Below are 26,999 nucleotides of genomic sequence, written 5' to 3' on the forward strand. Positions count from 1 at the left end.
AGAACAAGGGTTTCAACTCGTTAGAGTTGGAACCCTTGTTTCTTTTTAAGATGGTTTGCAAACGTACTTTTTTTGTACGCTCGGAATGATGCTTGAACCGGCTTCACGGTGAACGATTCTATCTTATTCCTTTAATTCAAGGATTCTGTCACGCTCCATTATCAGTCGCAGGAGTTCTGCTCTAATGACTTCTTTATGACAGGTAAATTTGAGTTTTCGTTGTGGGTGAACGGAACTGTTGTGGACCATCTTCGTAAGTGCTTCTCGAGATTTCTCTGTATCTGATTTCTTCTCCGTTTCCCGTACTCGTCCTTAGGTTCAACAATGATGTACCAGTATTTATTGCGTTTGCATAAGCTGCCTTTCAAGTGCTTGGACCTTCTATGATTTAATTGGATATGAAAAAGACAGGAGTGTGGTTGCCTCTGTCTATTGTGAATCAAGTGAATTGATATTTCCTAACTGACTAGAATTTTGTTCATCGACAAATTAAAAATAATATAGGAAATAATATGGGAATGTGATATATTTCTGGTGTGAATTCATATTTTCATTTAATTTTGGATGGTTTATGAATACTGTGGAGGATGAGATAACATTAGAATATCTTTTTTGTCTTTTTGATGAGATATATACCGATGGTATATTCTGTGTTGATGAATTTGGGGATTTTAAAATGTTCACAGTAGGGAAAATGACTCCTCTGCGTCATTGTATTTTGATTCCGGTTGAGAACATAAATGTATTAGGCAAGCAAGGGGAGATATTAGATACATATTACAAATTTTATGCTTTATAAACAAGAAAACGTATCCTTGAATACGCATTGATCAGAAAATTCCCACGATCAACGATCATGATAAAATTGGCCGGCGGTTTTTTTGCATTCTGAGGGGAAGTTAGGTGCTCAAAGCAGGAGTGTAGAAAACTTTTGCAGATTTCAAGTTCCTGAAATAAGACTCTTTAAGCGAAGGACAATCATTCAAAGAGACTATAGAGATGTTAAATATCTATGATGATCACAGAGTTACATAATGAATCTTTTAAGGGGAACGTAAAAACATGAAAAATATTATCGCTTCTTTGGTGTGGGAAATATCGTTTTTTTTAAGAACAGCGTTTAAAAGACATATTAGAAGTGTTTTATTTAATGGAATTATATTAACAGTTATAGCGAGTTTTATTTATTTATCTAGAAGATTCAGCTTGAGTATTTTAGATAACATGGAATTATTAGATCAGATAACTTTAACTATTTATATACTTACCTTGTACGGGATATTTTTTGCTTTTTTGCAATTCATCCTTACTATTGTTAATAATAGCAAGAATGAATTTTGGGGTGTCAATAAATTAGCTTTTTCATTTTTTAAAAGACGTGTATACTTAGTGACAAATAGTTTTTTGACTAAGTTAATAATTATTATACTTGTTATTCTTCCTATAATGGGTGTTTTAGTTGAAAAGATCGCAATACAACTGAAATTTTATTTTCAATTTGAGGTATACTTACATAATTTATGGCAATTTTGCGTATGTTATTTAATTATTCTTTTTGGATTTTTACTAATTCAATCAATAAGCATGATGTTCATAATTTTTGATATAAGTCTAAATTATGATTATAGAATCAAATATAAAATCAAAGTGGAATTTTTTAGGAAATCGATTTATTATATTAAGAGAGATTCATTTTGGGAATATTTTAAATATAAAGCAAAATTAGTAGATTCAGATCAACTTTTTGATTTCACAAAAGCTATTTTTGAAAAAGTACTTTCAATCCTTACTAAGGATATAAGCAAATGTCGATATAATTCAAAAAGAATGGATAAACGTATTGGATATTTTGTGAGATTTATGAATAATAAATGGAGAAATTTAAATCATTTAACCGTTATCGAAAAACTTAAGCTTCTAGATAATGAAGTTAATATTATTAATACATTTAAAAGATCTTGTATTGAAAACGAAGAAAGATTTAACCAAAGCTTAAAATGGGTTAAAGACGTACTTAGACCTTTTTATGATTTAGCAGCACAAATTGAATCAAGTGACGAAATTAGTGAATTTATGAGAATTTTAAATAAAACTCAATATTTCAATAATATTGATAATACAAGTAATAACTCTTTTAATGACAAGATTTCTTTAAATCAAGTTATATGTTCAATGATGGACTCTATTCACAAAAATATTGAGAACTTTAATAAAGATGAAATACAAAATATGAAGTTTGTTTATTACAATGGCATTGATAAATACCAAAAAGAAATATTTAAATATTCATATAATCATACCTTAGAAAATAACAACAAAAATAAAGAATTTTTAAAGTTTATATTTTCGTTGCTTAATACCAAATATCTTTATTCTTTTATATGTTACAAAATTTTACATACAGGGTCTGGATATGAAATAGAAATGCAAGAAGAAATATTATTTTTTAAAGAATTGACCCGAAATAGTCCTAGTATATTTGAAAATGATAACTCACTATCTGAAATAGGTGAGATTGTAGAATCAACCAATATTGGGCATAGAGTTAAGGCTGATTTGATTTATTGGATTTTGAAAAATATAAAAAATAACCTTACGAGTGACTTGGTTGCAGAAATTGACAAGTTTAATTATTTGAGCTACGTTAAATTTATCAAACTTAAATTTATATTATCAGAATGCTCCTTGAATGATGACTATTTTAAGAATGTGCAAACTTGTGACCGGTATCTAGAGATATTAATTAAACCGTACTTAGGATATGTCTCTTCAAAGTTATATCTACTTGAGAATCAGTTCTTTTACTATCATCACGAAATATTTATGGAAAAATTCAAAAATTTATTCATTCAGTTTATCGAAAAGGACTTCTTGTTAAATTATAAATATAGATTCAGAAATATTATTCTATATTTATTAAAAGACGTATCTGATGTGAAAAATTATTTCCTGGAAAAAAAGTACATAAAAACATTTGGTGAGTCCACTTGGATCGAAGATCATATTATTGATTTTATTATTCTTGTTTTTGACGAATATGAGTATCGTGCAGTTTTATCAAAAGACTCATTGGTTATAAGTTCTCTAAAAGCCAAGATTGATAGATTGCACAAAAAAAATGAGCTAAATAAATATTTTGAAAATTTACTCAACCCTATTAATCAGTGTTATAGATTAAATAGGTATTCTGAGTCAAAAAAATATCCTGAGTATGTGTCATATTTTTTGGAAAACTTCCAATCGATATTGTCGAACAGTAATCCTGAGGAAAGTTTTGTATTTCCCCAGTTTTCCCCATTTGTTTAGTAATCTGGTATGGTTACATTTACACAAAAAAAGAAGCAGAAGTATATTTCTTCTGCATTGCCATATACTTCCTGAAAGTAGCGTACTTGGAACATAAAGAAGAGTCTATAACCCATATGGTTAAAGAATTTTTGACCGAGTGTCCTACAATGTAGACGCACAGGACTTAAAATCCTGCGGTAGGTGACTACCGTACCGGTTCGATCCCGGTCCTCGGCATCTTAAAAAGAAAGCTCGCATGACGCTTGTTAACCAAGCTGCATGCGAGCTTTTTTTTGTGTTCTTTAATATGAATGTGATATCATAGCTGATCACTTCACCATGCAGTTCATAAACATAAACACTGCATAATACATATCAGAAGGTACATTTATCTGACTTTTATGAAGAGACGGAACAATGGTGTATACTATCCATAGGCATATATTACCTTTACCTTGCTGAACGATATAAGTTCAACTACACATTTACACGATAACGGAGAGGACAGAAATAACCTGAAGAAGCGAAGCGGGCGCCTTTATCCCCGGATTTTCCCGTTTAATAGGGAATCAAAAAAATCTGGGGATAACAGCGATCGGAAGGTTGTTCTGTCATCGGAGTGCCTGTGTAAATAACCATATTTGAACTTATGTAGAGTCACAAAACCAATAAAACAATCTTATGGACGGAGGACTCAAGTTTATGTTGAAACAGCTTAAGCCATACAAGGTGTTACAGGAGCGCAGAATTGAAGAACTGAAATCGGATGCGTATCTGCTTGAACACCAGAAATCCGGGGCCAAAATTGTACTTTTGTCCAATCAGGATGACAACAAAGTATTCAGTATCGGTTTCCGCACACCTCCGGAAGATGATACAGGGGTAGCCCATATTCTCGAACACTCCGTGCTCTGTGGGTCCAAGAAATTTCCGGCCAAGGATTCTTTTGTTGAGTTGCTGAAAGGTTCATTGAATACATTCCTTAACGCCATGACGTATCCCGATAAGACGATCTATCCGATCGCGAGTCGTAATGATCATGACTTCCATAACCTGATGGATATTTACCTGGATGCGGTATTAAATACAAATATTTATGAGAATGAAAAGATATTTCTACAAGAGGGCTGGAACTACAACCTGACCTCTGCAGATGATGAGTTAACTTACAACGGAGTTGTATATAACGAGATGAAGGGTGCCTTTTCTTCACCGGAACGAATGGTGCGTAGAGAAGTACTGAACTCCCTTTTCCCGGATACCACATACTCCTCCGAGTCTGGTGGATTCCCGGAAGCTATTCTGGATCTAACGTATCAGGGGCTGCTGGATTTCCACACGAGATACTACCATCCTTCCAACAGTTACATCTATCTCTACGGGGATATGGATATGGAAGAGAAGCTGCAATGGCTGGATGAGAACTACCTGAGTGCATATGATCGCATCGATATTGATTCGGCCATTCAACTTCAACCTGCCTTTGCAGAACGGGTAGACACAGTTAAGACATACTCTGCCGGAAGTACGGAATCGGAAGTGGATAACAGCTTCTTGACCTATAACGCGGTGATCGGCACAAGTCTGGACAAGGAACTGAACATTTCGTTCCAAATTTTGTTATACGCACTGCTGAACGCTCCAGGAGCGGTATTGAAGCAGGCGTTGCTGGATAAAGGAATTGCGAAGGATGTCTACGGTTCGTATGATGACAGCCTGTATCAACCTGTATTCACTGTGGGACTAAAGAAGAGCAATCTGGCGAGCAAAGAGGATTTCCTGGGAACGGTCAAAGAAGTGCTTGAGCGCGTGGTAAAAGAAGGCTTTGATCCTAAGGCACTGCTTGCAGGCATTAACTCATATGAGTTCAATCATAGAGAAGCGGACTATGGCAGAATGCCGAAGGGTCTGATCTACGGATTCTCCTCCCTGCAAAGCTGGTTGTACGATGAAGAAGCACCTTTCACTCATTTGGAAGCCAATGACGTATTTGCTGAACTGCGGACAAAAATGAACGAAGGTTACTTCGAGCAACTGATTGAGAAATATATTTTGCAGAACACACATACTTCTTTTGTGGCCCTGACACCGGATAAAGGGCTGAACTCACGCAAGGAGGAAGCGTTGAAAGAACGTCTGAAAACTATTCAGGCTGGTCTTAGTGAGGAAGAAGTTCAGACGTTGATTCAGAAAACGGAGGCACTCGCCGAGTATCAGAATACACCTTCAACCAAAGAACAGCAGCAGGTCATTCCAACGTTATCGATTGAAGATATTGAACCGAAGGCCTCTACGTTGCATCAAACGGTGAACCAGGTCGACGGCACAACCATTCTCCATCATAACCTCTACACGAACGGAATTGGTTATCTGAGACTGCTGTTTGATATCAAAGAAGTGCCACGTCATCTCCTGCCATATTCAGGGTTGCTCAAGAATGTGCTGGGTTACGTGGACACTCAAAACTACTCGTTTAATGAATTGTCCAATGAAATCCACATCCATTCAGGCGGTATTCATAGCGGGATAGGATCTTATGCCAACGCGCATAAACACAATGAATTCAAGGCTACCTATGAGTTCAACGCAAAAGTGTTATATGACAAGCTTGGATTTGCCTTTGATATGATCAAAGAAATTGTGTTCACATCCCGATTCGATAATTCGAAGCGATTGTATGAGATCATCTCCCAGATGAAAGGCAACCTGCAACGTAATCTGATCAATAGCGGACACTCTGCGGGAATTGGCCGGTCTTCGTCCAAACATTCAGCGGTCGCGGATTTCAGAGAAGCTGTAAGTGGTATCGCCTTTTACCAGTGGTTAGAGGATCTTCAGGCGAATTTTGAGGCTAGAAAAGAAGAGTTATCTTCCAGTCTGCAAGAGTTGACGGGGTATATTTTCAGACCGGAGAACTTGCTTGTTAGTTACACTGCGGATGAGCAGGGATATGAAGGACTGGAGCAACAGGTATCCGATCTGAAAGCGAAGCTGTTCACACATGATGTTGCCAAGGAAGAGTTTACGTTCCTACCTGCTACTCATAAGGAAGGATTCCGTTCCCCGTCAGAAGTGCAGTACGTGGTGCAAACGGGCAATTATATCGACAAAGGATATCAATACACCGGTTCACTACGGGTCTTGCAGGGAATCCTGTCCTTGGATTACTTATGGACCAATATCCGCGCCAAAGGTGGAGCCTATGGCTGTATGTCAGGCTTCAGACGGAACGGAGACAGCTACGTTGCATCGTATCGTGATCCGAACCTCGATAAAACGTACAAAGTATATGAAGAGATACCGCAATATTTGACCGATTTCCGGGCAGACGAGCGGGAAATGACGCGTTATATCATTGGTGCGATCCAGGATCTTGATACGCCGAGAACACCTTATGGTGAAGGTGCATTCTCTCTGGAGTGTTATCTGTCGAATGTGACTGAAGCGGATCTGCAACAGGAACGTGACGAAGTGTTAAGCACGAAGGAAAGCGACATTATCGGTTTTGCTGAGCTTTTATCGGCCGTACTTAAACAGCAACAGCGCTGCGTGATCGGTAATGAGAACAAGATTGAGGAACAGAAACAAATGTTTGACGAAACGCTGGATTTAATTAAAAACTAAGCGTTAGTCTCGTTTATTCCACGATCCAATAAGCGTCAAAGCAAAAGGCACTTTTATGAGCTGGCTTCAACAGCTTATAGAAGTGCCTTTTCTAATGGGGAGGGACTGTCTCCATCCCATATGAGAATGTGTGACACGCTGCATTGTTCAGGTGACAGCGAGCATGTTGTATATTTTCAGGGTCCGAAGATCTTCCTTTGAGATTTTTAATTCATTATATAACTCCTGATTCTCGGGCAGCGGGGTTCTGGAGAATAACATTTTGAGCGCGATAGGCATGAAAGGTCTGAAGGAGACACCAGCCATGAGTCCCCACTTTTTTTCCGATTCCTGAAAAGACGCCAAAATATTAATATATAGGTTCTCCAGCGGTGTGGCCTGATTTTTTAAAATCAGCGTGGTAAGTGTATCATAATGCTCGGTGTGGCCCCAATACATATTCTCGCACTCCTGGTAGTTTTCAAAATCCTTCACATTCATATACATCACAGTGCGATAACGGTTGGCATCCGACTGAGCCATCATGTCAATGACACAACGAATGAGACTGTTGTTCCGCCCATCATAGAAGTAGGAATAGAAACGTGTGGAGTTCTTGAAAAAGCTGGACGGGACCGCATTCATCAGGGGAGAAGCATGTCTTGGCTCTTGGTACAAGAGTTGCTCCACCTGAATGTTGAGCGCGTTAGCAATATGATGTAACGTGACCAGATCAAGTGTAATATCTCCGCTCTCATATTTGGACAGGGTGCCTTTGCTTTTGAAGATCTGATCCGCAAGCTGTTGAATGGTCAGTCCCCGCCACTTCCGAAAGTTTCGTATTTTCTTGCCAACTTCCTGATTGATATTGTTCATAACCGGTTCTCCTTATGCAATGTTTCTTGAGAGTACGTGAAAATGATGAAAGTCATTCGTAAAAATGATGTTGTATGAGAAATATATCACTTTTTCATCGAAATACCTATTTTGGAGAAACAATAAACTTCATTTGTTTCGTCAGAATAGATTGTATTACATTTGATGCAATTTCTACGTCATGGAATAATAGAGTTAATACGACATGAAACGACAATGAAAAAGTAAAGCAGATAGAGGAGCAGAAGCTATGAAATATAACTTTGATGAGATTATAGACCGCACAGGAACAAATGCCATGAATACGGATGGTTTCCGTCAATATATTTTTAACGCCACAGAGGACATGACTTTTCCATTCAAAGATGAAGAATTCATTCGCATGTGGATTGCAGATATGGAGTTCGCCACACCTCCCGAGATTCTGGATGCAGTTAAGGAGCGTCTGGACCGTAGAATCATGGGTTACTCTCAGGTATTTGATCCGGCATACTATGAAGCTGTCTCGAATTGGATGAAGAGACACTATGATTGGTCCTTCCCGAAGGAGCATTTGGAGACCTCCAACGGAATCATCCCCGCTTTGTATGAACTGGTGGAATATATCTGTCAATCGGATGAGAAAGTACTGATCGTGACCCCGTCTTATGGTTTCTTCAAGTCAGCTGCAGAGCATAACAATCTTGAACTGGTGTGTTCGAATATGATCAATGAGCATGGGCATTACTCGATTGATTTTGAGGATTTTGAAGCCAAGGCCAAGGATGAGAAGGTAAGGGTATGTATTTTCTGCAACCCCCATAATCCGTCTGGACGCGTCTGGACAACAGAAGAGTTACAGCGTGTGGGTGAGATCTGTCTTAGGAACAATGTATGGATTATTTCGGATGAAATTCACTGTGATCTGCTGCGGACTGGCAAAAGACACACGCCACTCGCAAAGCTGTTCCCGGATACGGATCGAATCATTACATGCATGTCTCCGAGCAAAACATTTAACATGGCTGGTCTGATGTTCTCCAATGTCATCATTCCGAATAAGGCACTTCGAGACATCTGGCAGGCACGCCATTATGGTTTCAAAAACCCACTGAGCATTGCTGCCACGCAAGCGGCTTACGAAACGGGAGATGAGTGGCTGAAACAATTAAAAGGCTATCTAGACGCCAATTTCGCCTGCGTAGAACAGTATGTGAAGCAGCATCTGCCACGGGCTGTCTTTCACATTCCAGAAGCCACGTATCTGGCTTGGATTGATATCTCGGCATATGCTCCCCATAATGTAAGTTTACCTTTATTCTTCGCTGAGCAAGCGGGTGTGTTGCTGGAAGATGGTCATATGTTTGTAGCCAATGGTGAGGGGTGTATTCGGTTGAATCTGGCTTGTCCCCGTTCTGTCCTTCAGGAAGGGTTACGAAGAATCAGCAGTGTGCTTGTGAAAGAAGTCGAAGAGGTGCCCGTTCAAGTATAAAGTCATCAAGTCATCACGCAATAGCGAGGTGGCTTTTTCGGATGAGTATACTGAATGTAGCAAGAACAAGGTTTATTTCGAGGTGAACTTATACCCTGATGCGCAATTCTGGTCTGCTGTCCCCGGTTATGTTAAAATGGTGGATAGTCTATGAGTTGCATGACATGTGGCTCTCAGAAGGAAAAGCCCAGTAGTTGGGCTGCACGAAACTGCATTCATCAGGGGAAAGGAGCCTATACATATGTTTGGAAACGATTGGGACAAGGTGCTTCAGGAAGAGACGGAAGCCGACTATTTTAACAAGATTCGTTACACTCTCGCCGCCGAGTACAAAACGCAGAGGGTCTTTCCTCCGAAAGAAGACCTATTCTCTGCACTAAAGCTGACTCCGTATCATCAGGTTAAGGCTGTTATTATTGGTCAGGACCCTTATCACGGAGCGGGTCAGGCTCATGGATTAAGCTTTTCGGTTAGACCAGGGGTACGTGTGCCTCCTTCTCTGAAAAATATATATAAGGAACTTCAGGCCGATCTGGATCTACCGATTCCGAATCATGGATCTTTGGTCCATTGGGCACAGCAGGGAGTCCTGCTATTAAATGCTGTCCTGACGGTCCGTGAAGGTCAGCCGAACTCGCATCAGGCACTGGGCTGGCAGACGTTTACGGATGCAGTCATTCGTGCGTTGAATGAACGTTCAGAGCCGATGGTATATATGCTGTGGGGCAGTCATGCCCAGAAGAAAGGTGCATTTATTAACAGGGACAAGCACCTGGTACTGGAGTCTACACATCCCAGTCCGCTGGCTGCACATCGTGGATTCCTCGGCAGTCGTCCCTTTTCCAAAGCCAATGACTTCTTGACCTCCAAAGGTATTGAACCGATCGATTGGAAGATACCTGAAAACTAGACAGATGGAGGTGAGAGCATTGCGACATTGGATAGGACGAAAAGTAGCGGTATATCGTGCAACAGGCATACGGGAGCCATTAAAGGGAACGCTGGTCGAGTGGGATGAAGAAGCGGAATGTGTACGGATCGGACCGAAACGGATTAAGGTGTCGTTTGACAATATCGCAATGATAAGACCTCTTCCCGAAGAGAGTCTTCCCTTAAAGAAAGCACGTTCTGAAGTGCACAAGGTTGGATATGTGATGAAAAAGGCGATTCAGTTCGAAAATGCGATCTATTTCAAGTCACAGGTGATGATCTGGCGCCGGGCCAAAATTGTAGCATTATCCACGACGATTCTGCGTCATGACGAGGATCAGGTTGAACTTGCAGATGGTCGGGTTCTTCGTAAAGACAAGCATATGTTTGTCGTACGTTCACGCCGTGGGATACGTTAGTTATACGAAGATTTAATATTCATTTCATGCAAAGATCATATGGATTTAATGTTTGGTCTGTATATTAGGTAATAACAACCCCTTCTAAATTGATGTGTATTGAAATGGGAGCCCGACCGGCTGCAAACGGTCGGGTTTTTTTTGCCCATTGGTTCTGTTAACCTGTTGTACGTTGTACATACCCATAACATTCATGATATATATTATTAAAATAGATAAATTGAACTAAACATTTACACGAGAACGTAGAGGGCAGAAATAACCTGAAGAAGCGGAGCGTTCGCCTAAAAGCTTTCTGAAAGCTACATCGGAAGCATACGCTATCCCAAGATTTTCACCTTTGTAAAATTGAATTAAAAAATCTGGGGATAACAGCGATCGGAAGGTTGTTCTGTCATCGAAGTGGCAAGTGTAAATATTCTTTAGTTCAATCTAAAAAGATCATGAGAAGGAGTGAAACCCAATGAAACGTATAGCTGTTTTTGCAGGCTCCAATCCGGGAAATCACCCCGATTATACAGAGAAGGCTGTTCAACTGGGCAAACAGATTGCTGATAGTGGTTATGCACTGGTCTATGGTGGTTCTTGCATGGGCTTGATGGGTGCAGTAGCCGATGCTGCTCTTGAGCAAGGTGGAGAAGTAATTGGGGTTATGCCTACCGGATTGTTCCGGGGCGAGGTTGTTCACGGGGGGCTCACACAACTGATTGAAGTGGGAACCATGCATGAACGGAAGGCTACGATGGCGGAATTATCCGATGGATTCATTGCACTTCCCGGAGGTATGGGTACATTTGAAGAACTATTCGAAGTCCTGTGCTGGGCACAGATCGGTATTCATCGTAAGCCTGTCGGCTTATTAAATGTCAACGGATATTATGGACCATTAATGAAGATGGTAGAACATAGCGTACAGGAAGGATTCTCCAACACCTCCCATCTCAGTCTGTGGAGTCTGGAAGCTGATCCGGCTGAACTGATCAAACAAATGTCATCCTATATTCCTGCAGAGCTGACTCAGAAGTGGTCACAACTCAACGGGAAATGAGTGCATAAGAATATGGGCCTGAACCTACTCGTTCCTCGGGAGAATTTTTGATCTGCCCAAGCAAGTTGCGCTATCGGACATAGTCTATAGTGTACTTCGATGAAGAGGGGAGTGTCACTGATGAGCGAACTCAAAGGTACAGGTTACGGATATTGCGGAGGCTTCGGTGGTGGAGCATGGACATCGACAGGTGCAATTCTGGTATTGTTCATTCTGTTGGTTATTATCTCTCGCACATTCATTCTGTAATTCGGTCAGTATCCCGGGACGGGGATCACGCTGCAGAGGCAGCGCCCGAATAAAAAATGACCTTTCCAAAGAGACGTCGGTATATGCCGGCGTTTCAGGGGAACGGTTTTTTGACGTTTCCAGCATACGTAAATAATTGAAAAAGCAAAAACCTGCCCCTGAATAAGGTCAGAAGCAGGAGAAAGCCTCCTGAGCCATTAGCTGCGTAACAAGCAGCTTAAACCACAACAGCAGTTTGATCCGGATTACTTAACGATTTCCAGGCGATATATAGCCCGATGGCGGCTGCAATTAAGGAGAGTATTGCTGCAACAATAGCCAGCTGATCCAGTGTGTTGGGTGAACTGGAGTTAAGAGAACGCTGATTAGCCGTCTTGCCGGATTTGTTTTTGATATGGACAGATGATCTGGAAAGCCTGGAAGCCGACTGTAACTGGGATGTGTGAGGACGCGTAGGTATCGATTTTTTCTTTGAGGGATTCAATAGTCAACCTCCTTGTAACGGAGTTCAGTGCTTCCATCGTTCATACTATGTTATGTCGATTTTCAGATTGAGTTCGCAAAAATGAGTGAATCCCCAGCCCGTTGATGTTCAACCTGGTCGCTAGTATTAGCGAAGCAGGCAACCCATTATACGCTCTGTTAATACAGGTCTAACAAACGGTGTTTATAGTAAGGATCATAGAGTGAAGCTTGAACACAGGAGGCGCTGAATGAGGAATGTAGAGATTATTGCCCATCGCGGTGCATCTGCCGTATGCCCGGAGAATACGATGAGCGCTTTTGAACGGAGTCTGGAGCTTGGAGCGACAGGCATTGAGACCGATGTGCAGATGACGAGTGATGGCAGACTGGTACTGATTCATGATGAGACGTTAAGCCGAACTGGCGGCGCAGAAGGTTGGGTTAAAGATACGGCTTACGATCAATTGCGCACGCAGGATGTCGGGTCCTGGTTCCATGCTGATTTTACCGGGGAACGTATTCCTTCTCTGGAGGAGTTATTCAAGCTGGTACAGGGGAAAGGAACACTGCTTAATCTGGAATTGAAAAATGGTATTGTGAGTTATAAGGGGATGGAAGAGAAGGTCATACAGGCGATCCGGGACTGGAATCTGGAGCAACAGGTTGTGCTGTCGAGCTTCAATCATGCTTCGCTTGTGAGATGTAAACGTCTTGCCCCGGAGATTCGTACAGCACTTCTATATATGGAAAAGTTATATCGACCCTATGATTATGCCGCCAAACTCGAAGCTACCGGCCTTCATCCCTACAAGCTGGCGGTCACACAAGAGGATGTTGCTGCTGCACTGGCACATGGCGTTGTTACCTATCCATTTACGGTGAATAATCCTGCTGAGATGCAGGCCATGATTGACATGGGTGTGCAAGGGATCATTACTGATGTTCCGGATGTCCTGGCATCCTTACTTACGGTACATGCTCGTTAAATGAGTCTGTATTTTACATGTTCTACATATGCAATGATAAGGCTGTGTTCGAGCTTTTTGGCTCCTGCGCAGCCTTTTTACGTGTGAAATTGTGTGCAAATCTTCATATATGCAATAAACATGTCCTATTTGTCCATTGCCAGAGCCCGTGGATTCACTTACAATGGTCTATGGGAATGAGAATCAATATCATTAAAGTTCGGTATTTATAGAGAGGTGATTGTTATGTACATAGGTTTGAGCATCTCCACTCATAACGAGGGTGGGCGCGTATGAGTTCACAAGCTTCACCAGAAAAACATAATCCGGATTCACCCACAGCGAAGATACACACTCGTCCGTGGGCAGCCACACTTATTCTTACAGGTGGAGTTTTGTTACTCGCTCTGGGTATGGCGTTGTCCATTTCATTTGGCGCTGCTGATATTAAGCTTAGTGTGGTCTGGAAGGCCATCTTTGATTTCAATCCTGAGCTGACTCCACATCAGATCATATGGGAGATTCGGTTACCACGTATTCTTGGAGGAGCAATGGTAGGTGCATGTTTCGCTGTAGCTGGGGCGATCATGCAGGGCATGACTCGTAACCCACTGGCCGATTCAGGTCTGCTCGGGTTAAATGCGGGAGCTGGATTTGCACTTGCAGTTTGTTTTGCTTTCTTCCCTGGATTGCCATTTATGTATATCATCATGTATTCCTTCCTTGGGGCAGGGCTTGGGGTCCTGTTGGTGTATGGTTTTGGTGCAGCTTCCAAATCGGGTCTAACACCACTACGCCTTGTACTTGCAGGTGCGGCTGTATCAGCTATGTTGTCGGCACTCAGTGAAGGGATTGCATTGTACTTCAGAATTGGACAAGATCTGGCTTTCTGGACGGCCGGTGGTGTAGCCGGAACGAAGTGGTCTCAACTTGAGGTCATGTTCCCCTGGGTACTCGCGGCACTGATCGCAGGTCTTCTCATCTCCCGTTCCATTACTCTGCTTAGTCTCGGAGAAGATATTGCGGTAGGCTTGGGGCAACGTACGGGGCTGATCAAGCTCATAGGCCTGATTGTTGTACTGATTCTCGCGGGTACCGCTGTGTCCGTGGTGGGTGCGGTCGGTTTTGTCGGACTCATCATTCCCCATCTTACGCGGAAGCTGGTTGGGGTCGATTATCGCTGGATTATTCCATGTTCCGCTGTGATGGGCAGTTTGCTGCTCGTATTTGCGGATCTGGCTGCACGTATGATTAACCCGCCGTACGAGACGCCAATTGGCGCATTGGTTGCCCTCATCGGGGTACCATTCTTCCTGTATCTGGCGCGTAAAGAAAGGAGGACTCTGTAACGATGGAATCCTCAACAATAGTTGGAGCAGAGCGCAAGAAGAGAACCAAGAGTACGATTGTCCTCATTGTGCTTGCCCTATTAATTATTACGGCTTTTGTGGTGAGCATGAACACAGGTTTTACCAAGCTTTCGCCGCTTGAGGTGATGCGAACCCTGTTTGGTGGAGGCACGGCGAAACAGGAATTGATCCTGTTTGAATTCCGTCTGCCACGTATTGTGATTTCGGTGCTGGTCGGAGCAGGACTAGCGTTATCTGGTTGTATTTTGCAGGGGGTATCTCGGAATGCGCTGGCAGATCCAGGGATCCTCGGGATTAATGCAGGTGCTGGTCTGGTCGTCATGTTATTTGTTTCCTTTTTCCCGACAACGACAGCAGCGCCGGTATTTCTTTTGCCAATTCTGGCTCTGATCGGTTCAGGTTTTGCTGCATTTCTGATCTACATTCTCTCTTACAAAAAAGGAGAGGGCATCCTGCCTACGCGTATGTTGCTTACGGGGATCGGGGTAGCGGCGGGAATCAGTTCTGCCATGATCGTGCTTACATTACGGCTTAGTCCGGAAAAGTATCAATTTGTGGCTACCTGGATGGCAGGTAGCATCTGGGGTTCGAACTGGAAATTTGTAACGGCATTGCTTCCGTTTCTAATCATTCTTGTACCGCTTGTTCTGTACAAGGCGCGTGTACTAAACGTACTGAATCTGGGTGACCAGACTGCGAGCGGACTCGGGACTCCGGTTGAGCGTGAGCGACTGATTTTGCTTGCGGCTGCGGTAGGGCTTGCCGGTTCATGTGTATCTGTGAGTGGGGGGATCGGTTTTGTTGGTCTGATCGGACCGCATTTGGCGCGTCGTCTGGTGGGGCCAAAACATCAATTCCTGTTACCTGCATCTGCCTTGATTGGTTCATTGCTCGTACTGGTTGCAGATACGCTGGGTCGTGTCATCCTGCAGCCTTCGGAGATTCCTGCGGGGATCCTGGTTGCCATTATTGGTGCGCCATACTTCCTGTATCTCTTAAGCAAGACGAAATAGAACGTAATCATTATTGTGTGATTGCATAAGGAGGACTTCAGTCCATGCTTCGCCGTTTCTTTGCCTACTACAGGCCTTACAAAAAACTCTTTATTCTTGACTTCAGCTGTGCGATTCTGGTTGCGCTGCTGGAACTGGCTTTTCCACTGGCGGTCAACCGGGTAGTCGATGATCTGCTGCCAGGCGGCCGCTGGGACTGGATTCTATGGGCGTGTCTGGCATTGCTCGGCATCTATTTCCTGAATTCATTCCTGAACTTCGTGGTTACCTATTGGGGACACAAGCTGGGGATTAACATTGAGACGGATATGCGTAAAAGTCTGTTTAATCATGTGCAGAAGTTATCGTTCCGTTTCTTCGATAATACAAAAACAGGACATCTCGTGTCCCGCATGACTAACGACCTGATGGATATCGGTGAGATTGCCCATCATGGTCCAGAGGATGTATTTATTGCGGTGATGACACTGATTGGTGCATTCAGCATCATGATGAGCATTAACGGAAATCTGGCGGTGTTAACCTTTATCATCGTGCCGCTGATTATTTATCTCTCGCTCTACTTTGGTAGCAAAATGTCCAAGGCATTCAGCCGAATGTTCGGAGATATTGCGGACTTCAATGCTCGCGTTGAGAACAATATCACAGGTATCCGTGTTGTTCAGGCTTTTGCTAATGAAGAGCATGAGAAAGCACAATTCGCTGTGAACAACGGTCGTTTCCGTCAGACCAAACTGATTGCATACAAAATCATGGCCTGGAACTCCTCTGTCAGTTATATGCTGATGAAGCTGGTATCCCTCTTTGTCCTGGTATGCGGAACATGGTTTGTCATTAATGGCAGTATGACCTACGGTCAGTTCATTGCATTTATTATGTTGTCCAATGTGTTCCTGACACCGATCCAGAAGATCAACTCGGTTATTGAGACGTATCCCAAAGGGATTGCAGGCTTCAAACGTTATACGGAGTTGCTTGATATGGAACCGGATGTGGAAGATCGTCCAGGGGCCGTATCGGTATCCCATTTGCGTGGAGATATTCGTTATGAGCAAGTGACCTTTGGTTATTCGGATCAGGAGCCTGTGCTCAAAGGTATTGATCTAAATGTACATGCAGGGGAAACGGTAGCCCTTGTCGGTCCATCGGGGGCAGGAAAAACAACGCTTTGCAGTCTGCTGCCACGATTCTATGATGTGTTGGAAGGTCGCATCACGATTGATGGGCAGGAGATACAGGATATGACGCTGGACTCCTTGCGCAGCCAGATCGGTATTGTACAACAGGATGTATTCCTCTTCGATGGAACCATTCGCGAGAATATTGCCTACGGCAAGCTGGATGCATCCGAAGAAGAAATCTGGATGGCTGCCAGACGTGCACAGATGGAACCTTTGATTCAATCCATGCCGGAAGGATTGGATACGTTAATTGGTGAACGCGGCGTGAAGCTGTCCGGTGGACAGAAACAGCGCTTGTCCATTGCCCGTATGTTCCTGAAAAACCCGCCAATTCTGATCCTGGACGAAGCCACATCCGCTCTGGATACAGAAACGGAAGCGGCAATTCAGCAATCCCTTGCGGAATTGTCCGAGGGCCGAACCACACTGGTTATCGCTCACCGATTGGCTACGATCAAAAATGCAGACCGCATTATTGTCGTTGCCGAACAAGGCATTACGGAGCAGGGACGTCATGAAGAATTACTCGCAGCAGGTGGGGTGTACAGCCGCCTTCACTATGCGCAGTTTGGCGCGTAACTTGTTCGATGTGGATGTAACAATGTAAATACGAGAAGTAACGCTATCGTTCTTGACTTGGAAGGGGTCAGGACGGTGGCGTTTTTCTTTTTGATGATTAAGGTGTGAGTCTGAGGTGCGACGTTGTTATCTGCCTGTGATCATGTTCATGGATATGGATACGGGTAATATAGTAAAGAGAACGCTTAACGTGTAGGATATGTTCATCATCTTGCAAGATGTAGGAGGTACACGATATGCAGTTGAACGATATGCTAAAGATTCTTATAACCTGTCTATTATTTATTCTGATTTGGTGGCTTCTGACTCAAGGAATTCGCAAACTTTCCAGTACTCGTGTTGGGTCCGGTTTCCGACGCTGGGGTGGATGGTCCATTGGACTTTTCATTGTTGGCGCCGTGCCACTCGGTTTTTCGCTATACACAGAGATCTTTGATAAGCGCCTGGATGCCAACATCGGTTTGGGGCTTGCCATGTTTTTTGTATGGGCTTATTGTGTAATCTTGTTGTGTGCGGCGTTGGTGGTATGGGGAAGGTACGTGTACAAAAGGGATTTAAAGAAGTGATTATTTGGGTTGAACGGTGCTGGTCCGTCAGGAAGTTAAGGGTGAGCTAACAGCTGTATTTGTAACAATAAACTGATATGGAACGTTAAATTTAGAAAGAGGTGTTACTAAAGGGGGATGTACATATGTCCAATCTTCGTCGAGTCCTCATATTGCTCTCAATCCTAATCGTATGCCTTACGGGATGTTCAGGACATATCGATTGCAACTCTGTGCAGGCTCAAGCCAATGCACCAAGTGAAGATGGATTCACTGGTTATGTGGTTGAACGCAAAGACAATTCCATTCTTGTGGTTGATCCTGCATATGAGGATTTCAGTGCGAACGGAGGAGGAAATCGGTATTATCCGGCAAAATGGTTCTCCAATGCGCCTGATCCGCAGATCGGCTCCTATGTTGAAGTCTGGACGGATGGAGGCCCGGAAAATCAACCCTATCCTGGGCAGGCCAGAGCAGAAAAGATAGCGGTATCTTGTCCAAATACTCCAGACGGTGCGCACATGACGGATGCGGATGCGATTCGTAGCGGACTTCTTTCACCTGGTGCAGAGAACATCCGTGTTCCAGTCATTGAAGATGTACAATTTGATCATGATGCAGGAACGTGGACGATTCGCATGAGAGATGCGATGTCAACGACGGAGAATCAAGATGAGATTGATATCAAAGTAGACGATGTAGCGGCAGTCGAGTAACACAGGTGGGGTATGATTTTGCACATTGAGATTGAGGAAGGAAATTAAAATGGATATTAGGGAGTGCCTTCCCCGCGATAAGTTTGATTATGAAGCGGTGCGTAAGTTAAGCGAGTTCAGTGATGTCGAATTAAAAGTTATCATTCCGGAGTTGATGGAGTGGTTGCAAGACGGGAATTGGCCTATCTCTAAACCGGTAGAGGATCTACTATTGAGATTGGGGGAGGATTTAATTCCTCATCTCAAGGATGTATTACAAACCCAAGATCCACAGTGGGAATATTTCATTTTGGTCGGATTAATTGATCGATTACCTATATCTCATCTAAGTATGCTACAGACGGATTTGGTAAGGATACTGGAATCTCCTACACCAGATGAGGTACTTGAGGAGTTGGATGGGGTTATCGTGGAGCTTTTGGAAAAGATGGAGGAGACCAACGAGAGATAGGCGGAGATATTAGGCTACAATCTATATGACAAACAAGGAAAACTCCATTATGATGCTATAAAAAAAGGGAAAGGACTCCTCTGCCCATGGAACTATCAAGGTCTCAGCAATTAGCTCAAGAGCATGTAACCAAATATGCAAGAAGCCGCAAAAATGAGGCGGAGCAAAACATTAAGGAAATCCTTCGTGTGTCCAACATCGAGCTGAAGACATTTGAAGATGCTATCACTAAACTAAAATCTCATGCAAGTATCGCGTTACACTTTCACCCAGATCGACTAGATCCGAATATGAAAAGCGTGGCTGAAGCACTGCTTGAGCAGGGAGTTTATAAAAGTCAGTTTGAAACTTTTTTGTCGAATGGAAGTGTATCTGCATTTTCAGGCGGTGAACGTGACGTTTGGGAGTATAAAATGTTTGGCGGAGCGTACCAAATAAATGGCTCAACCAATAGCGACCGTCCCAAGTATGGGGCACTCAATGTCATGTTACATCCCGATGGACCTGCTCCGCGTTTTGGATCATGTTATTTCCTTTTATCCACTGAAGTCTCTCACCGTTGCACCTATACATATTTGGATTCTCACCAAGACCCCGAGGAAAAGGGAACGTATGCGGAATTTGACCTCGTTTTGGCTGCTCTCATGAGGGATGTATTCCATAGTGATTTTGCCATTGGTGAAAGAAATCTAACGGTTCAAAAGTTAATCGACCATATGCTCGTCAATCTTGAAAAACCATTCCAAAATCCATCAAACCAAGAGCCAAACCGAAATCTGGACCATTATATCGAAGCTCAGGTTCATGGTGATATTTCCCTTGAAAAAGATGTCAAGATGCTTGTTGCCGACCCATCATTTAAAGGCACACCTACAGGACAAATCTTAGAGCAGATATGTTTAAAATATTCAATTGATCTCCACTGGCACATGGGTTTTACACTATTAGTTGATGACGTTCCAATGGATTTTCGAGGTCCTTCGATGCCTTCACTAGCCAAAAGAATTGCAAAAAGTGATTTTATTGATGCAAATATCATTGGTTCTGCAGCTATGGAATTGAAACAAAATCCAAGCCATTGGAGTGATAGAGGAACCTACAAAGAAGTTCTACAAGAGTTAAAATTACTCTGGCATGTCTTGGTGAGATATGGAAAGTCAATGGGAAAGTGAAAACGGTTTTCGAGATAAATATATTGAATACGTAGTGATGAAAATGCTAAAACACCAAATTCTTCTTCGTACTTGTTTGCGTGTCTCCTGAATCTTAATGGTTACTCAATAATAGTACTCTAACAACCTTGAGCGCCTAGCCGTTCAAGGTTGTTTTTTATCTTTCAAACGAATTACAGACTATACATTTATCTATGAATCTGCTGTCACAAAAACGAACGTATGTTTTACAAATACATTGACTTTTTGTCCTGACAATAATATATTGTTGTCAGGACAAAAAAAGAGGTGAAGCAAATGTCCGCCAAAAAGATGGGGCGGCCTAAATCTGACAAACCCAAAAGCAGAACGATTGAGATACGTGTCGACGAGGAAATTATGAACAAGCTCGATATTTCGGCTGAGAAGCTGAATACGAATCGATCAGACATCGTTCGCAAAGGGATTGAGAAGATTTACGACGAGCTCCAAAAATAAAAAAGGAAGCAGCTTGAGTCCCACGAAGAACACGCTGCTTCCTATCCCGCAATCACTTGTTGAATGAGCGACTGCATAAATATCCTATCATGTGCAGAACGTTCATTCAAGTGAGGTGCGAATTGATACACAGGAGGAAGCACATGAATTCGATATTAGAAGCATTATATAATGGACGACTTCGACCGGATGAGATGATGATGCCGACACATCCTGAATACCAAGCGTTAGGGCGGCAGATTGCAGCTCTAACAGAGCAATGGAAGAATCGATTGAGCGATGAAGAATTCCGTGAGCTTGAACAGTTATTTGACTTGTGTGGCAGATGTGAGGGCATGCATACGGAAGCAGCGTTTGCACAAGGTTTTCGTCTGGGTGCCAACATGTTAATTGAAGTCATGAGTCAGCGGGAGGAATCGGTGTTGGAGTTTAACGAAGTTTAACGATGTGAACAGAGATCAGGTTTACTTTTACAGCTAAATTCTCAGGAAATGACGTGCATACAACATACTTATTTTGCATCATAAAATTGTATCAAAAATTTATTATAACAAAGCCCTCAAATCCTCTCTGCATTCAGCAGTAGGGTTCGAGGGCTTCACTTAAACATAGAGTTAACAATATATATAGGGAAAGAACCTGTTAAACAGATGGTTCCTTAATCCGCAATATTCCCCGCCATTTTTAGGCGACGCGCAATTTCCTTAAAGTCTTCTTGCGATATACCTGGTGCGAATTCTTCCTCGACCGCAGGAGCTTCTGGAATCGGGAATCCTTCAGGTATCCCTTGGATGACTTCAAGAGGTTGTCCATCTTCGGGGTGAGTTCCTTTCCAGATCTGTCCAATCGTGTTGAAATCTTTATCACTATAGGTATACAGCTTGGTGTGTACCCCTTTTTCTTCATATTTACGAGCCTCGTTGAAGGCTTTGTTGTTCAGTGAAGGAATAGGAACCAGCTTGGTCACATTTACGCCAGTTGCAATCTCAAGCGCCTTTGCATAAGCAACCACATGCACACCACCGCGAACAAGCAGGTAACCAACCACTTCCCGGGCGGCCGGATGATCCGTCATTTCATATACTTTCATTTTATGGGTACGAGCGCCACATTCTAGGAAGAAGTTATGCAACAGATCCTCGACCAGGTTACCACTGTTGAAGACGTTTGCTCCCGTCCATGGATTACCCATAGAGTCAAAAGGCATTGCGCCTTGTGCACCTGCCAGATAGTGATATGACAGACGAGCATCCTTCACGGAACCTAGCGGCGTATCGTCAGGTTCTTTGTACTCGGTTGAACCTCTGAGGCACTTGTTAATGCCATGAGACACGAGCTCAACATGACCCAATTCTTCGGCGGTAATACTCATGACGAGGTCGTAGAAGGGCTTCAGCTTTTCTTTGGATCGAAAATTAAACGATTGATAGAGGTAGTTGTTCAACGTTGACATTTCTCCGAATTTGCCGCCGAGCAATTCTTGTATGGCTGCCGCAGCATTCGGATCTGGCTTCTCGACATTGGGAATCTCAATCAGGATTTCATCCAAGCGTTTGAACATTCAGGTGTAACCTCCTCAGATTGGTATTGCAGATCGTGTAGGGTTTCAGATCGTGGAGTCACTCTGTCATGGCCTATTACACGTCTATTGGGTTTTTTAAACAAAAAATCAATCAAATGGGACTTAAGCATCGCATAACGCATGCTTCAACTCTTCTTCCATTTATTATTTCCAATACGGTCAAATTTATGTATAATCAAACATTCAAACGAGTCTTCACTTACATGAGAAATGAGTCAGTAATCCATAAAGGAGCAAGACATGAACAAGCATTGGATACAAATAGTTGGGATTGTGATGTTTCTAATGATTCTGATGTACATAAGCAGCGAACCTGCCACAGCATATGTCGTTACAAACGAAGTTCAGGTGGATGAAGAAACGCGGGAGTTACTTGAAAAGAAATACGGGTTGGATCGTCCTGAGGAGCCGAAGACACAACAACACGTTTTCTCGGGTGACTGGGGAATGAGTTTCCGGACGGAGCCTACTGATTCGTTTGACCGGCTTGTTCATGTGGTTCCTTTTTCCCTACGGCCACTGGCCTGGATCTTTCGTTTATTCGTGTAAAATGAAACCCGGACGGGCAATATAACAGAAACATATTGTCCCAAGGAGTGAGTGAAATGAGAATGCTCATCGTTACCGTCATGTCGGTAGTCCTGAGTTTAGCCGGAATTACATCAGGCACAGGCGCCGCCATCCCTGATTATGCGAAGTGGGGAATTATTGCGGTCAAAGAAACACAGACCAAGTATAATGTGGATATTTTGGACTATAAGCATATCGGTCGTACCTCTCTAACAGCGGATCAATCACGGGAACAGTTCAAGCTATGGGTTCGTGCTAAAGACGGCAAACAATTTGCAGTTTATGTGAATGTCGATTTTAATCCATCTACACAGCAATTAAAGAAAGTACAATTTTCGGAATCGGATCGACACTGATCTGACTGTTATGAACCAGACTGCCTTAATGATTAAGGTGAAAGTCTGGTTTTTTTATTTTACAAAATCCTTTTTTTACTATTGAATAAAGAACTTATGTTCGCATATAATATGAAATACAAACAAACGTTCTTATCGGAGGGATGATTATGCTAGGGAAATATATTGGCCAGATGGTGGAGCTTGTCTACATGGATCGTGCAGGGCAGATAACGCAGCGACAGATTCGAATTAACAGTGTACGTGGCGGGATGATTAGAGCATCAGCGGGAAAAGAAGGCTCACCCCGAACCTTTCTGGAGCAAGGTATTCTGGCATGGCGTCCTGTTAAGGACCTGAATGGGGAGGTAAAGTATGCTGAACGATTTTGAACGCAAGATTTTACGTATTATGGTGAACTATGCAGGACAACGGCGCAGGCTGCCGCGTATGGATGAACTGGAGACCAAGACGGGACGAAGCAGAGCTTACATTCATGAGTCATTGCTGGAGCTTGAACGAACCGGGTACATCGCATGGGAGAATCGGTCTACTCTCGAAGGGATACAGATTTTGCAGGCATGGGAGCAGGCACAACAGCCGATTCGCAAAAGCCAACCTTCCGGTGATTCCGTAAAATATTTTACGGACTACTAGGAAGTGTTTTCAAACTTAAGCAAGCTATACGATGATGGATGTCAGCATCTAAACAGTCTGGAAGTCCAAGTTGGCTGATCCTGGCGAATGAGTAGATGATTTTCTAAGGAACACAGGACGTCTTATTTGGCCTTCCGCTCCTCTTTTTAGATTGTAAGCAACATCAGACACCTTATTTCCCGAAATCCCCTGACAAAAACGCTATAAAGGCCAAAAATTCTGATATAGCGTGTCTCAGATTCCTTAGATTTCTAAGGGGGGTTCAAATCCTTGAATAAGACGCCTCAGATTCGTTGCCGCTCGTGGGCCTGAGTTTGGCTTTGAGTAGGTTGAAGACACCCTCCAGGGAACATAAGAAAACGCCAACCCGGATATCCGGATCGGCGCTTACTGTGTCACACATACAACGTGTGCATCTATTTTAGAAATGGGGAAGTTGGTCCAGGTTGTTGGTTGGGTCACCGTCGGCATCGCCGCGAATGTACATTTCGCCATCCTTGCCTTTAAATACATTCACACCAGCAATAGCGCCAGCCTTTACTTCTGCAAGTGCCTGCTGATAATCCAGTACGCGTCCTGCTGAAGTCTGAAATGCTGTCAGGTCACCGTCGCCATTTTTCTGTACGGCTGTGAAACTCTCGCGTGTCGTTTGATCCATGATGTCACACTCTCCTTATATGACGAGATAGGAATCTGCTTACCTGATTAGCCTATCCGAATTCATCGGAAGTATGCACCATATGCTGATAAGACCTGCCAACGCTGAGGTTTTACAAGCTCTTTCTCATACGAACATGCAGAATATCTGCATCATAAAAAGGTTCTTCCGAAATCACTTCATAACCCAGTTTTTCATAGAATTTCTGTGCCTGACACTGCGCATCCAGTACGGAATAGGATAAGCCGAGTTCACGTGCCAGCTCCTCCATCGCGAGCAGAAGCACACGTCCATAACCAAATGAACGATGAGATTCAAGCACTGCGATCCGCTGCATTTTGGCCGTATCCTTGCTGTAATAGATCAGACGTCCTGTGGCTACAGCTTGGCCATCCGTACTTAACAATACATGATGCACATCGGGACTGATGACATCATATTGATCAATCTCAATCTCGGCAGGCACCTGTTGCTCGATCACAAAAACGTGATGGCGAATTCCCAGGGCTTGCTCCAGTTGTTCTTCTGTCGATACATAACTAATCTCAGCTGCCAATTCCATTCCTTCTTTCTGCTCTTGCGCGACATATCAGACTGAATTATACAAAAAAATGTTTTTCCTGTATAGTGAAGTCTGGAACATATTGGGAGAGGAGGGGGTAGTGATGGGCATGACAGGCATCATGGTAATTACATTGCTAATGTCGGCGGGAATGATTACTCTGTTGTATTACGTTACGAAGAAAGCATACTCACGCAAGTGGGATGAAGATGAGTAATTCACCTGTTAACCTTCACGGCAAGACTTCACTGCTTCCTCGCGGAGAATACACATCTTGAATTACAGATTTGGAGTATACGTCCAGCCAGACGGGTAGAGATTCAACATTTTCATTGGGTTGTTTTAACTGTTGGAATTGAACTGTATGTTCATCCCTCTCCAAGTCGCAACCAGTAACGATTGTAATGAGAATCATAAGCCCAGCAAACAGAAAGAAGCATTTGGTAAATGTATATTTATTGGATTCTGACCGTTTTGTTAAGTTTCTCATAGGGAATTCACCTCGTTGTAGAAATGGTAATCTTTCCTTTATTGTGCACCATTTCGGGTGAATTATAACCAAATAAATCATTGACAATGAACACGGTTACTTGATATGATACTGTTACTTGATTGAGAAACAATTATATATCATGATCTGTTAGCTCAGTTAAATTTAGTAGTATGGACACGATGGATACATCTTAATTATTACAGGGCGATAGCTCAGCGGGAGAGCATTATCTTGACAGGGTAAGGGTCGTGGGTTCGATCCCCACTCGTCCTATATGAAGTTCAAAAAGCTCCATTTGAGAATTATATCTCAAATGGAGCTTTTTGATTTTGTTTTGACTTGATTTGCGAGTTGAACAATCGCTGTCCACATGATAGGGATTGTATACAGCTCTACTATTATTTGGCATAAAAATTATGCTGATTAAAAGAAAGAGGCGAGGGAATTGATTGAAATAACTCCTGATCTGGTGCGACATTTAATTCATAGCCAATTTCCGAAGTGGACAGATTTAGCGATAACACCCGTAGAAAAAAGCGGGCACGATAATCGTACCTATCGACTGGGTAGCGATATGACGATTCGGCTGCCGAGTCATGAGCATTATGCCTCAGCGATTGAGAAAGAAATGAAATGGCTTCCTGTGTTCCAACCTCTTCTGTCCTTGCCAATTCCTTTTCCTCTTGCAAAAGGAGAACCTACAGACGAATATCCGCTTCCATGGTCCATCAACCGTTGGATTGAAGGCGAAACCGTCACACTTGCCAACGTACCGGATCTAAACGTATTTGCCGAAGAGCTTGCGAGTTTTCTGAAAGAATTAGAGTCGATCGATGCAAGCCACGGCACTCCGGCAGGGACACAAAACTTTCATCGAGGAGGAAACTTGGCGGTTTATGACCAGGATACAAGGTCCGTCATCGAGAGGTTATCTGGTCATTATGATCAAAAACTCATAACGGAGATTTGGGAAACGGCTCTTGCAACCAAATATCAATCGGCACCGGTATGGCTTCATGGTGATGTTGCAGTAGGTAATCTGCTTGTGCGAGATGGGCGAATGTGCGGTGTCATTGATTTCGGAACTATGGGCGTTGGTGATCCTTCAAGCGACCTGGTGATGGCATGGAACTTTTTGGATGATGCAAGTCGCCCCATATTTCTAAGCAACATGAATGTTGACCAAGATACTGTGAATCGTGCACGTGGTTGGGCATTGTGGAAAGCACTCATCACCTACGCGTGGAATGAACAAAGCTCGGAAGCGTCAAATTGGGGGAAACATGTAATCGATGTTATTATTCAGGACTACAAATTGCTATAG

Annotated in this window: 28 protein-coding genes and 1 tRNA gene; 24 read left to right on the forward strand and 5 right to left on the reverse strand. The window is 43.0% G+C overall.

The annotated features are described in order from the left end of the window. Positions 1-571: 571 nt before the first annotated feature. The 3 genes from NSQ38_RS14935 to NSQ38_RS14945 all read left to right on the forward strand — a co-directional run bounded on the left by NSQ38_RS14935 (position 572) and on the right by NSQ38_RS14945 (position 6,912). Positions 572-799 carry a hypothetical protein gene (locus NSQ38_RS14935; RefSeq protein WP_339790281.1) on the forward strand — a complete coding sequence of 76 codons (228 nt, stop codon included), beginning with the start codon at positions 572-574 and terminating at the stop codon, positions 797-799. Positions 800-1,062: 263 nt separating this feature from the next. Then, a complete protein-coding gene (locus tag NSQ38_RS14940) occupies positions 1,063-3,306 on the forward strand; it encodes a hypothetical protein (RefSeq protein WP_339790284.1) in 2,244 nt (747 codons plus the stop codon). Positions 3,307-3,990: 684 nt separating this feature from the next. Beyond that, positions 3,991-6,912 carry an insulinase family protein gene (locus NSQ38_RS14945; RefSeq protein WP_339790287.1) on the forward strand — a complete coding sequence of 974 codons (2,922 nt, stop codon included), beginning with the start codon at positions 3,991-3,993 and terminating at the stop codon, positions 6,910-6,912. A gap of 147 nt (positions 6,913-7,059) precedes the next feature. On the opposite strand, the gene NSQ38_RS14950 is transcribed toward NSQ38_RS14945, so the two are convergent. Then, a complete protein-coding gene (locus NSQ38_RS14950; protein ID WP_017687366.1) occupies positions 7,060-7,767 on the reverse strand; it encodes a helix-turn-helix transcriptional regulator in 708 nt (235 codons plus the stop codon). Between the two features lie 250 nt (positions 7,768-8,017). Here NSQ38_RS14950 and NSQ38_RS14955 point away from each other — a divergent pair, with 250 nt between their 5' ends. From NSQ38_RS14955 to NSQ38_RS14975, 5 genes are all read left to right on the forward strand, one after another. Next, a complete protein-coding gene (locus NSQ38_RS14955; protein ID WP_339790290.1) occupies positions 8,018-9,238 on the forward strand; it encodes a MalY/PatB family protein in 1,221 nt (406 codons plus the stop codon). A gap of 241 nt (positions 9,239-9,479) precedes the next feature. Then, entirely contained in the window at positions 9,480-10,148 is a 669-nt protein-coding gene (ung, locus tag NSQ38_RS14960; RefSeq protein WP_339790293.1) for a uracil-DNA glycosylase, read from the forward strand. Between the two features lie 19 nt (positions 10,149-10,167). Continuing rightward, positions 10,168-10,587: a hypothetical protein gene (locus tag NSQ38_RS14965; protein WP_017687369.1), complete on the forward strand. Its 420-nt coding sequence runs from the start codon at positions 10,168-10,170 to the stop codon at positions 10,585-10,587. Between the two features lie 463 nt (positions 10,588-11,050). Then, complete coding sequence (locus tag NSQ38_RS14970) at positions 11,051-11,635, forward strand: TIGR00730 family Rossman fold protein (RefSeq protein WP_017687370.1); 585 nt, start codon at positions 11,051-11,053, stop codon at positions 11,633-11,635. Positions 11,636-11,755: 120 nt separating this feature from the next. Beyond that, positions 11,756-11,884 (forward strand): hypothetical protein, encoded by a 129-nt coding sequence (locus NSQ38_RS14975; protein WP_255319930.1) that lies wholly within the window; start codon positions 11,756-11,758, stop codon positions 11,882-11,884. A 217-nt stretch (positions 11,885-12,101) separates the two neighbouring features. Here NSQ38_RS14975 and NSQ38_RS14980 read toward each other — a convergent pair whose 3' ends face one another. Next, positions 12,102-12,368, reverse strand: a complete 267-nt coding sequence (locus tag NSQ38_RS14980; protein ID WP_036614763.1) for a hypothetical protein — start codon at positions 12,366-12,368, stop codon at positions 12,102-12,104. Positions 12,369-12,597: 229 nt separating this feature from the next. Here NSQ38_RS14980 and NSQ38_RS14985 point away from each other — a divergent pair, with 229 nt between their 5' ends. The 10 genes from NSQ38_RS14985 to NSQ38_RS15030 all read left to right on the forward strand — a co-directional run bounded on the left by NSQ38_RS14985 (position 12,598) and on the right by NSQ38_RS15030 (position 21,261). Continuing rightward, positions 12,598-13,335, forward strand: a complete 738-nt coding sequence (locus NSQ38_RS14985; RefSeq protein WP_339790296.1) for a glycerophosphodiester phosphodiesterase — start codon at positions 12,598-12,600, stop codon at positions 13,333-13,335. A 272-nt stretch (positions 13,336-13,607) separates the two neighbouring features. Next, complete coding sequence (locus tag NSQ38_RS14990; RefSeq protein WP_036614761.1) at positions 13,608-14,663, forward strand: iron ABC transporter permease; 1,056 nt, start codon at positions 13,608-13,610, stop codon at positions 14,661-14,663. A gap of 2 nt (positions 14,664-14,665) precedes the next feature. Then, positions 14,666-15,697 carry an iron ABC transporter permease gene (locus NSQ38_RS14995; RefSeq protein ID WP_074095819.1) on the forward strand — a complete coding sequence of 344 codons (1,032 nt, stop codon included), beginning with the start codon at positions 14,666-14,668 and terminating at the stop codon, positions 15,695-15,697. A 44-nt stretch (positions 15,698-15,741) separates the two neighbouring features. After that, positions 15,742-17,457 (forward strand): ABC transporter ATP-binding protein, encoded by a 1,716-nt coding sequence (locus tag NSQ38_RS15000; RefSeq protein ID WP_249912174.1) that lies wholly within the window; start codon positions 15,742-15,744, stop codon positions 17,455-17,457. A 236-nt stretch (positions 17,458-17,693) separates the two neighbouring features. Then, positions 17,694-18,023: a hypothetical protein gene (locus tag NSQ38_RS15005; RefSeq protein WP_339790299.1), complete on the forward strand. Its 330-nt coding sequence runs from the start codon at positions 17,694-17,696 to the stop codon at positions 18,021-18,023. 125 nt (positions 18,024-18,148) lie between these two features. Further along, positions 18,149-18,718, forward strand: coding sequence for a DUF3221 domain-containing protein (locus NSQ38_RS15010; protein WP_339790302.1), 570 nt, complete (start codon positions 18,149-18,151; stop codon positions 18,716-18,718). Positions 18,719-18,767: 49 nt separating this feature from the next. Continuing rightward, on the forward strand, positions 18,768-19,169 hold the full coding sequence (locus NSQ38_RS15015) for a DUF5071 domain-containing protein (protein WP_339790305.1): 402 nt from the start codon (positions 18,768-18,770) through the stop codon (positions 19,167-19,169). 86 nt (positions 19,170-19,255) lie between these two features. Then, the gene (locus tag NSQ38_RS15020) at positions 19,256-20,341 is read left to right on the forward strand and encodes a DUF3626 domain-containing protein (RefSeq protein ID WP_339790308.1); all 1,086 of its coding nucleotides are present in this window, start codon (positions 19,256-19,258) and stop codon (positions 20,339-20,341) included. 312 nt (positions 20,342-20,653) lie between these two features. Next, complete coding sequence (locus NSQ38_RS15025; protein ID WP_339790312.1) at positions 20,654-20,818, forward strand: ribbon-helix-helix domain-containing protein; 165 nt, start codon at positions 20,654-20,656, stop codon at positions 20,816-20,818. A gap of 143 nt (positions 20,819-20,961) precedes the next feature. Beyond that, positions 20,962-21,261 carry a DUF6809 family protein gene (locus NSQ38_RS15030; RefSeq protein ID WP_339790315.1) on the forward strand — a complete coding sequence of 100 codons (300 nt, stop codon included), beginning with the start codon at positions 20,962-20,964 and terminating at the stop codon, positions 21,259-21,261. Between the two features lie 215 nt (positions 21,262-21,476). Here the strand turns inward: NSQ38_RS15030 and NSQ38_RS15035 are convergent, their stop codons facing one another. After that, complete coding sequence (locus tag NSQ38_RS15035; RefSeq protein WP_338587911.1) at positions 21,477-22,379, reverse strand: manganese catalase family protein; 903 nt, start codon at positions 22,377-22,379, stop codon at positions 21,477-21,479. Between the two features lie 261 nt (positions 22,380-22,640). Between NSQ38_RS15035 and NSQ38_RS15040 the strand changes: the two genes are divergently transcribed. The 4 genes from NSQ38_RS15040 to NSQ38_RS15055 all read left to right on the forward strand — a co-directional run bounded on the left by NSQ38_RS15040 (position 22,641) and on the right by NSQ38_RS15055 (position 23,962). Continuing rightward, positions 22,641-22,949 carry a hypothetical protein gene (locus NSQ38_RS15040; protein WP_339790318.1) on the forward strand — a complete coding sequence of 103 codons (309 nt, stop codon included), beginning with the start codon at positions 22,641-22,643 and terminating at the stop codon, positions 22,947-22,949. A 56-nt stretch (positions 22,950-23,005) separates the two neighbouring features. Then, positions 23,006-23,326 (forward strand): DUF3889 domain-containing protein, encoded by a 321-nt coding sequence (locus NSQ38_RS15045; RefSeq protein ID WP_036614744.1) that lies wholly within the window; start codon positions 23,006-23,008, stop codon positions 23,324-23,326. 149 nt (positions 23,327-23,475) lie between these two features. Beyond that, positions 23,476-23,697, forward strand: a complete 222-nt coding sequence (locus NSQ38_RS15050) for a hypothetical protein (RefSeq protein ID WP_339790321.1) — start codon at positions 23,476-23,478, stop codon at positions 23,695-23,697. After that, the gene (locus NSQ38_RS15055) at positions 23,681-23,962 is read left to right on the forward strand and encodes a hypothetical protein (protein ID WP_339790324.1); all 282 of its coding nucleotides are present in this window, start codon (positions 23,681-23,683) and stop codon (positions 23,960-23,962) included. Before NSQ38_RS15050 ends, NSQ38_RS15055 begins: the two co-directional genes overlap by 17 nt. Before the next feature lie 421 nt (positions 23,963-24,383). On the opposite strand, the gene NSQ38_RS15060 is transcribed toward NSQ38_RS15055, so the two are convergent. Together NSQ38_RS15060 and NSQ38_RS15065 are read right to left on the reverse strand one after the other, a co-directional pair. Next, a complete protein-coding gene (locus NSQ38_RS15060) occupies positions 24,384-24,620 on the reverse strand; it encodes a DUF3892 domain-containing protein (RefSeq protein WP_017687389.1) in 237 nt (78 codons plus the stop codon). A gap of 112 nt (positions 24,621-24,732) precedes the next feature. Further along, positions 24,733-25,176: a GNAT family N-acetyltransferase gene (locus NSQ38_RS15065; protein WP_036614958.1), complete on the reverse strand. Its 444-nt coding sequence runs from the start codon at positions 25,174-25,176 to the stop codon at positions 24,733-24,735. Between the two features lie 700 nt (positions 25,177-25,876). Between NSQ38_RS15065 and NSQ38_RS15070 the strand changes: the two genes are divergently transcribed. Together NSQ38_RS15070 and NSQ38_RS15075 are read left to right on the forward strand one after the other, a co-directional pair. Further along, a tRNA-Val gene (locus NSQ38_RS15070) sits at positions 25,877-25,948 on the forward strand. Positions 25,949-26,120: 172 nt separating this feature from the next. After that, positions 26,121-26,999 carry an aminoglycoside phosphotransferase family protein gene (locus NSQ38_RS15075; RefSeq protein WP_339790327.1) on the forward strand — a complete coding sequence of 293 codons (879 nt, stop codon included), beginning with the start codon at positions 26,121-26,123 and terminating at the stop codon, positions 26,997-26,999.

This window comes from Paenibacillus sp. FSL R7-0313 (genome assembly GCF_037969885.1).
GTDB lineage: Bacteria > Bacillota > Bacilli > Paenibacillales > Paenibacillaceae > Paenibacillus.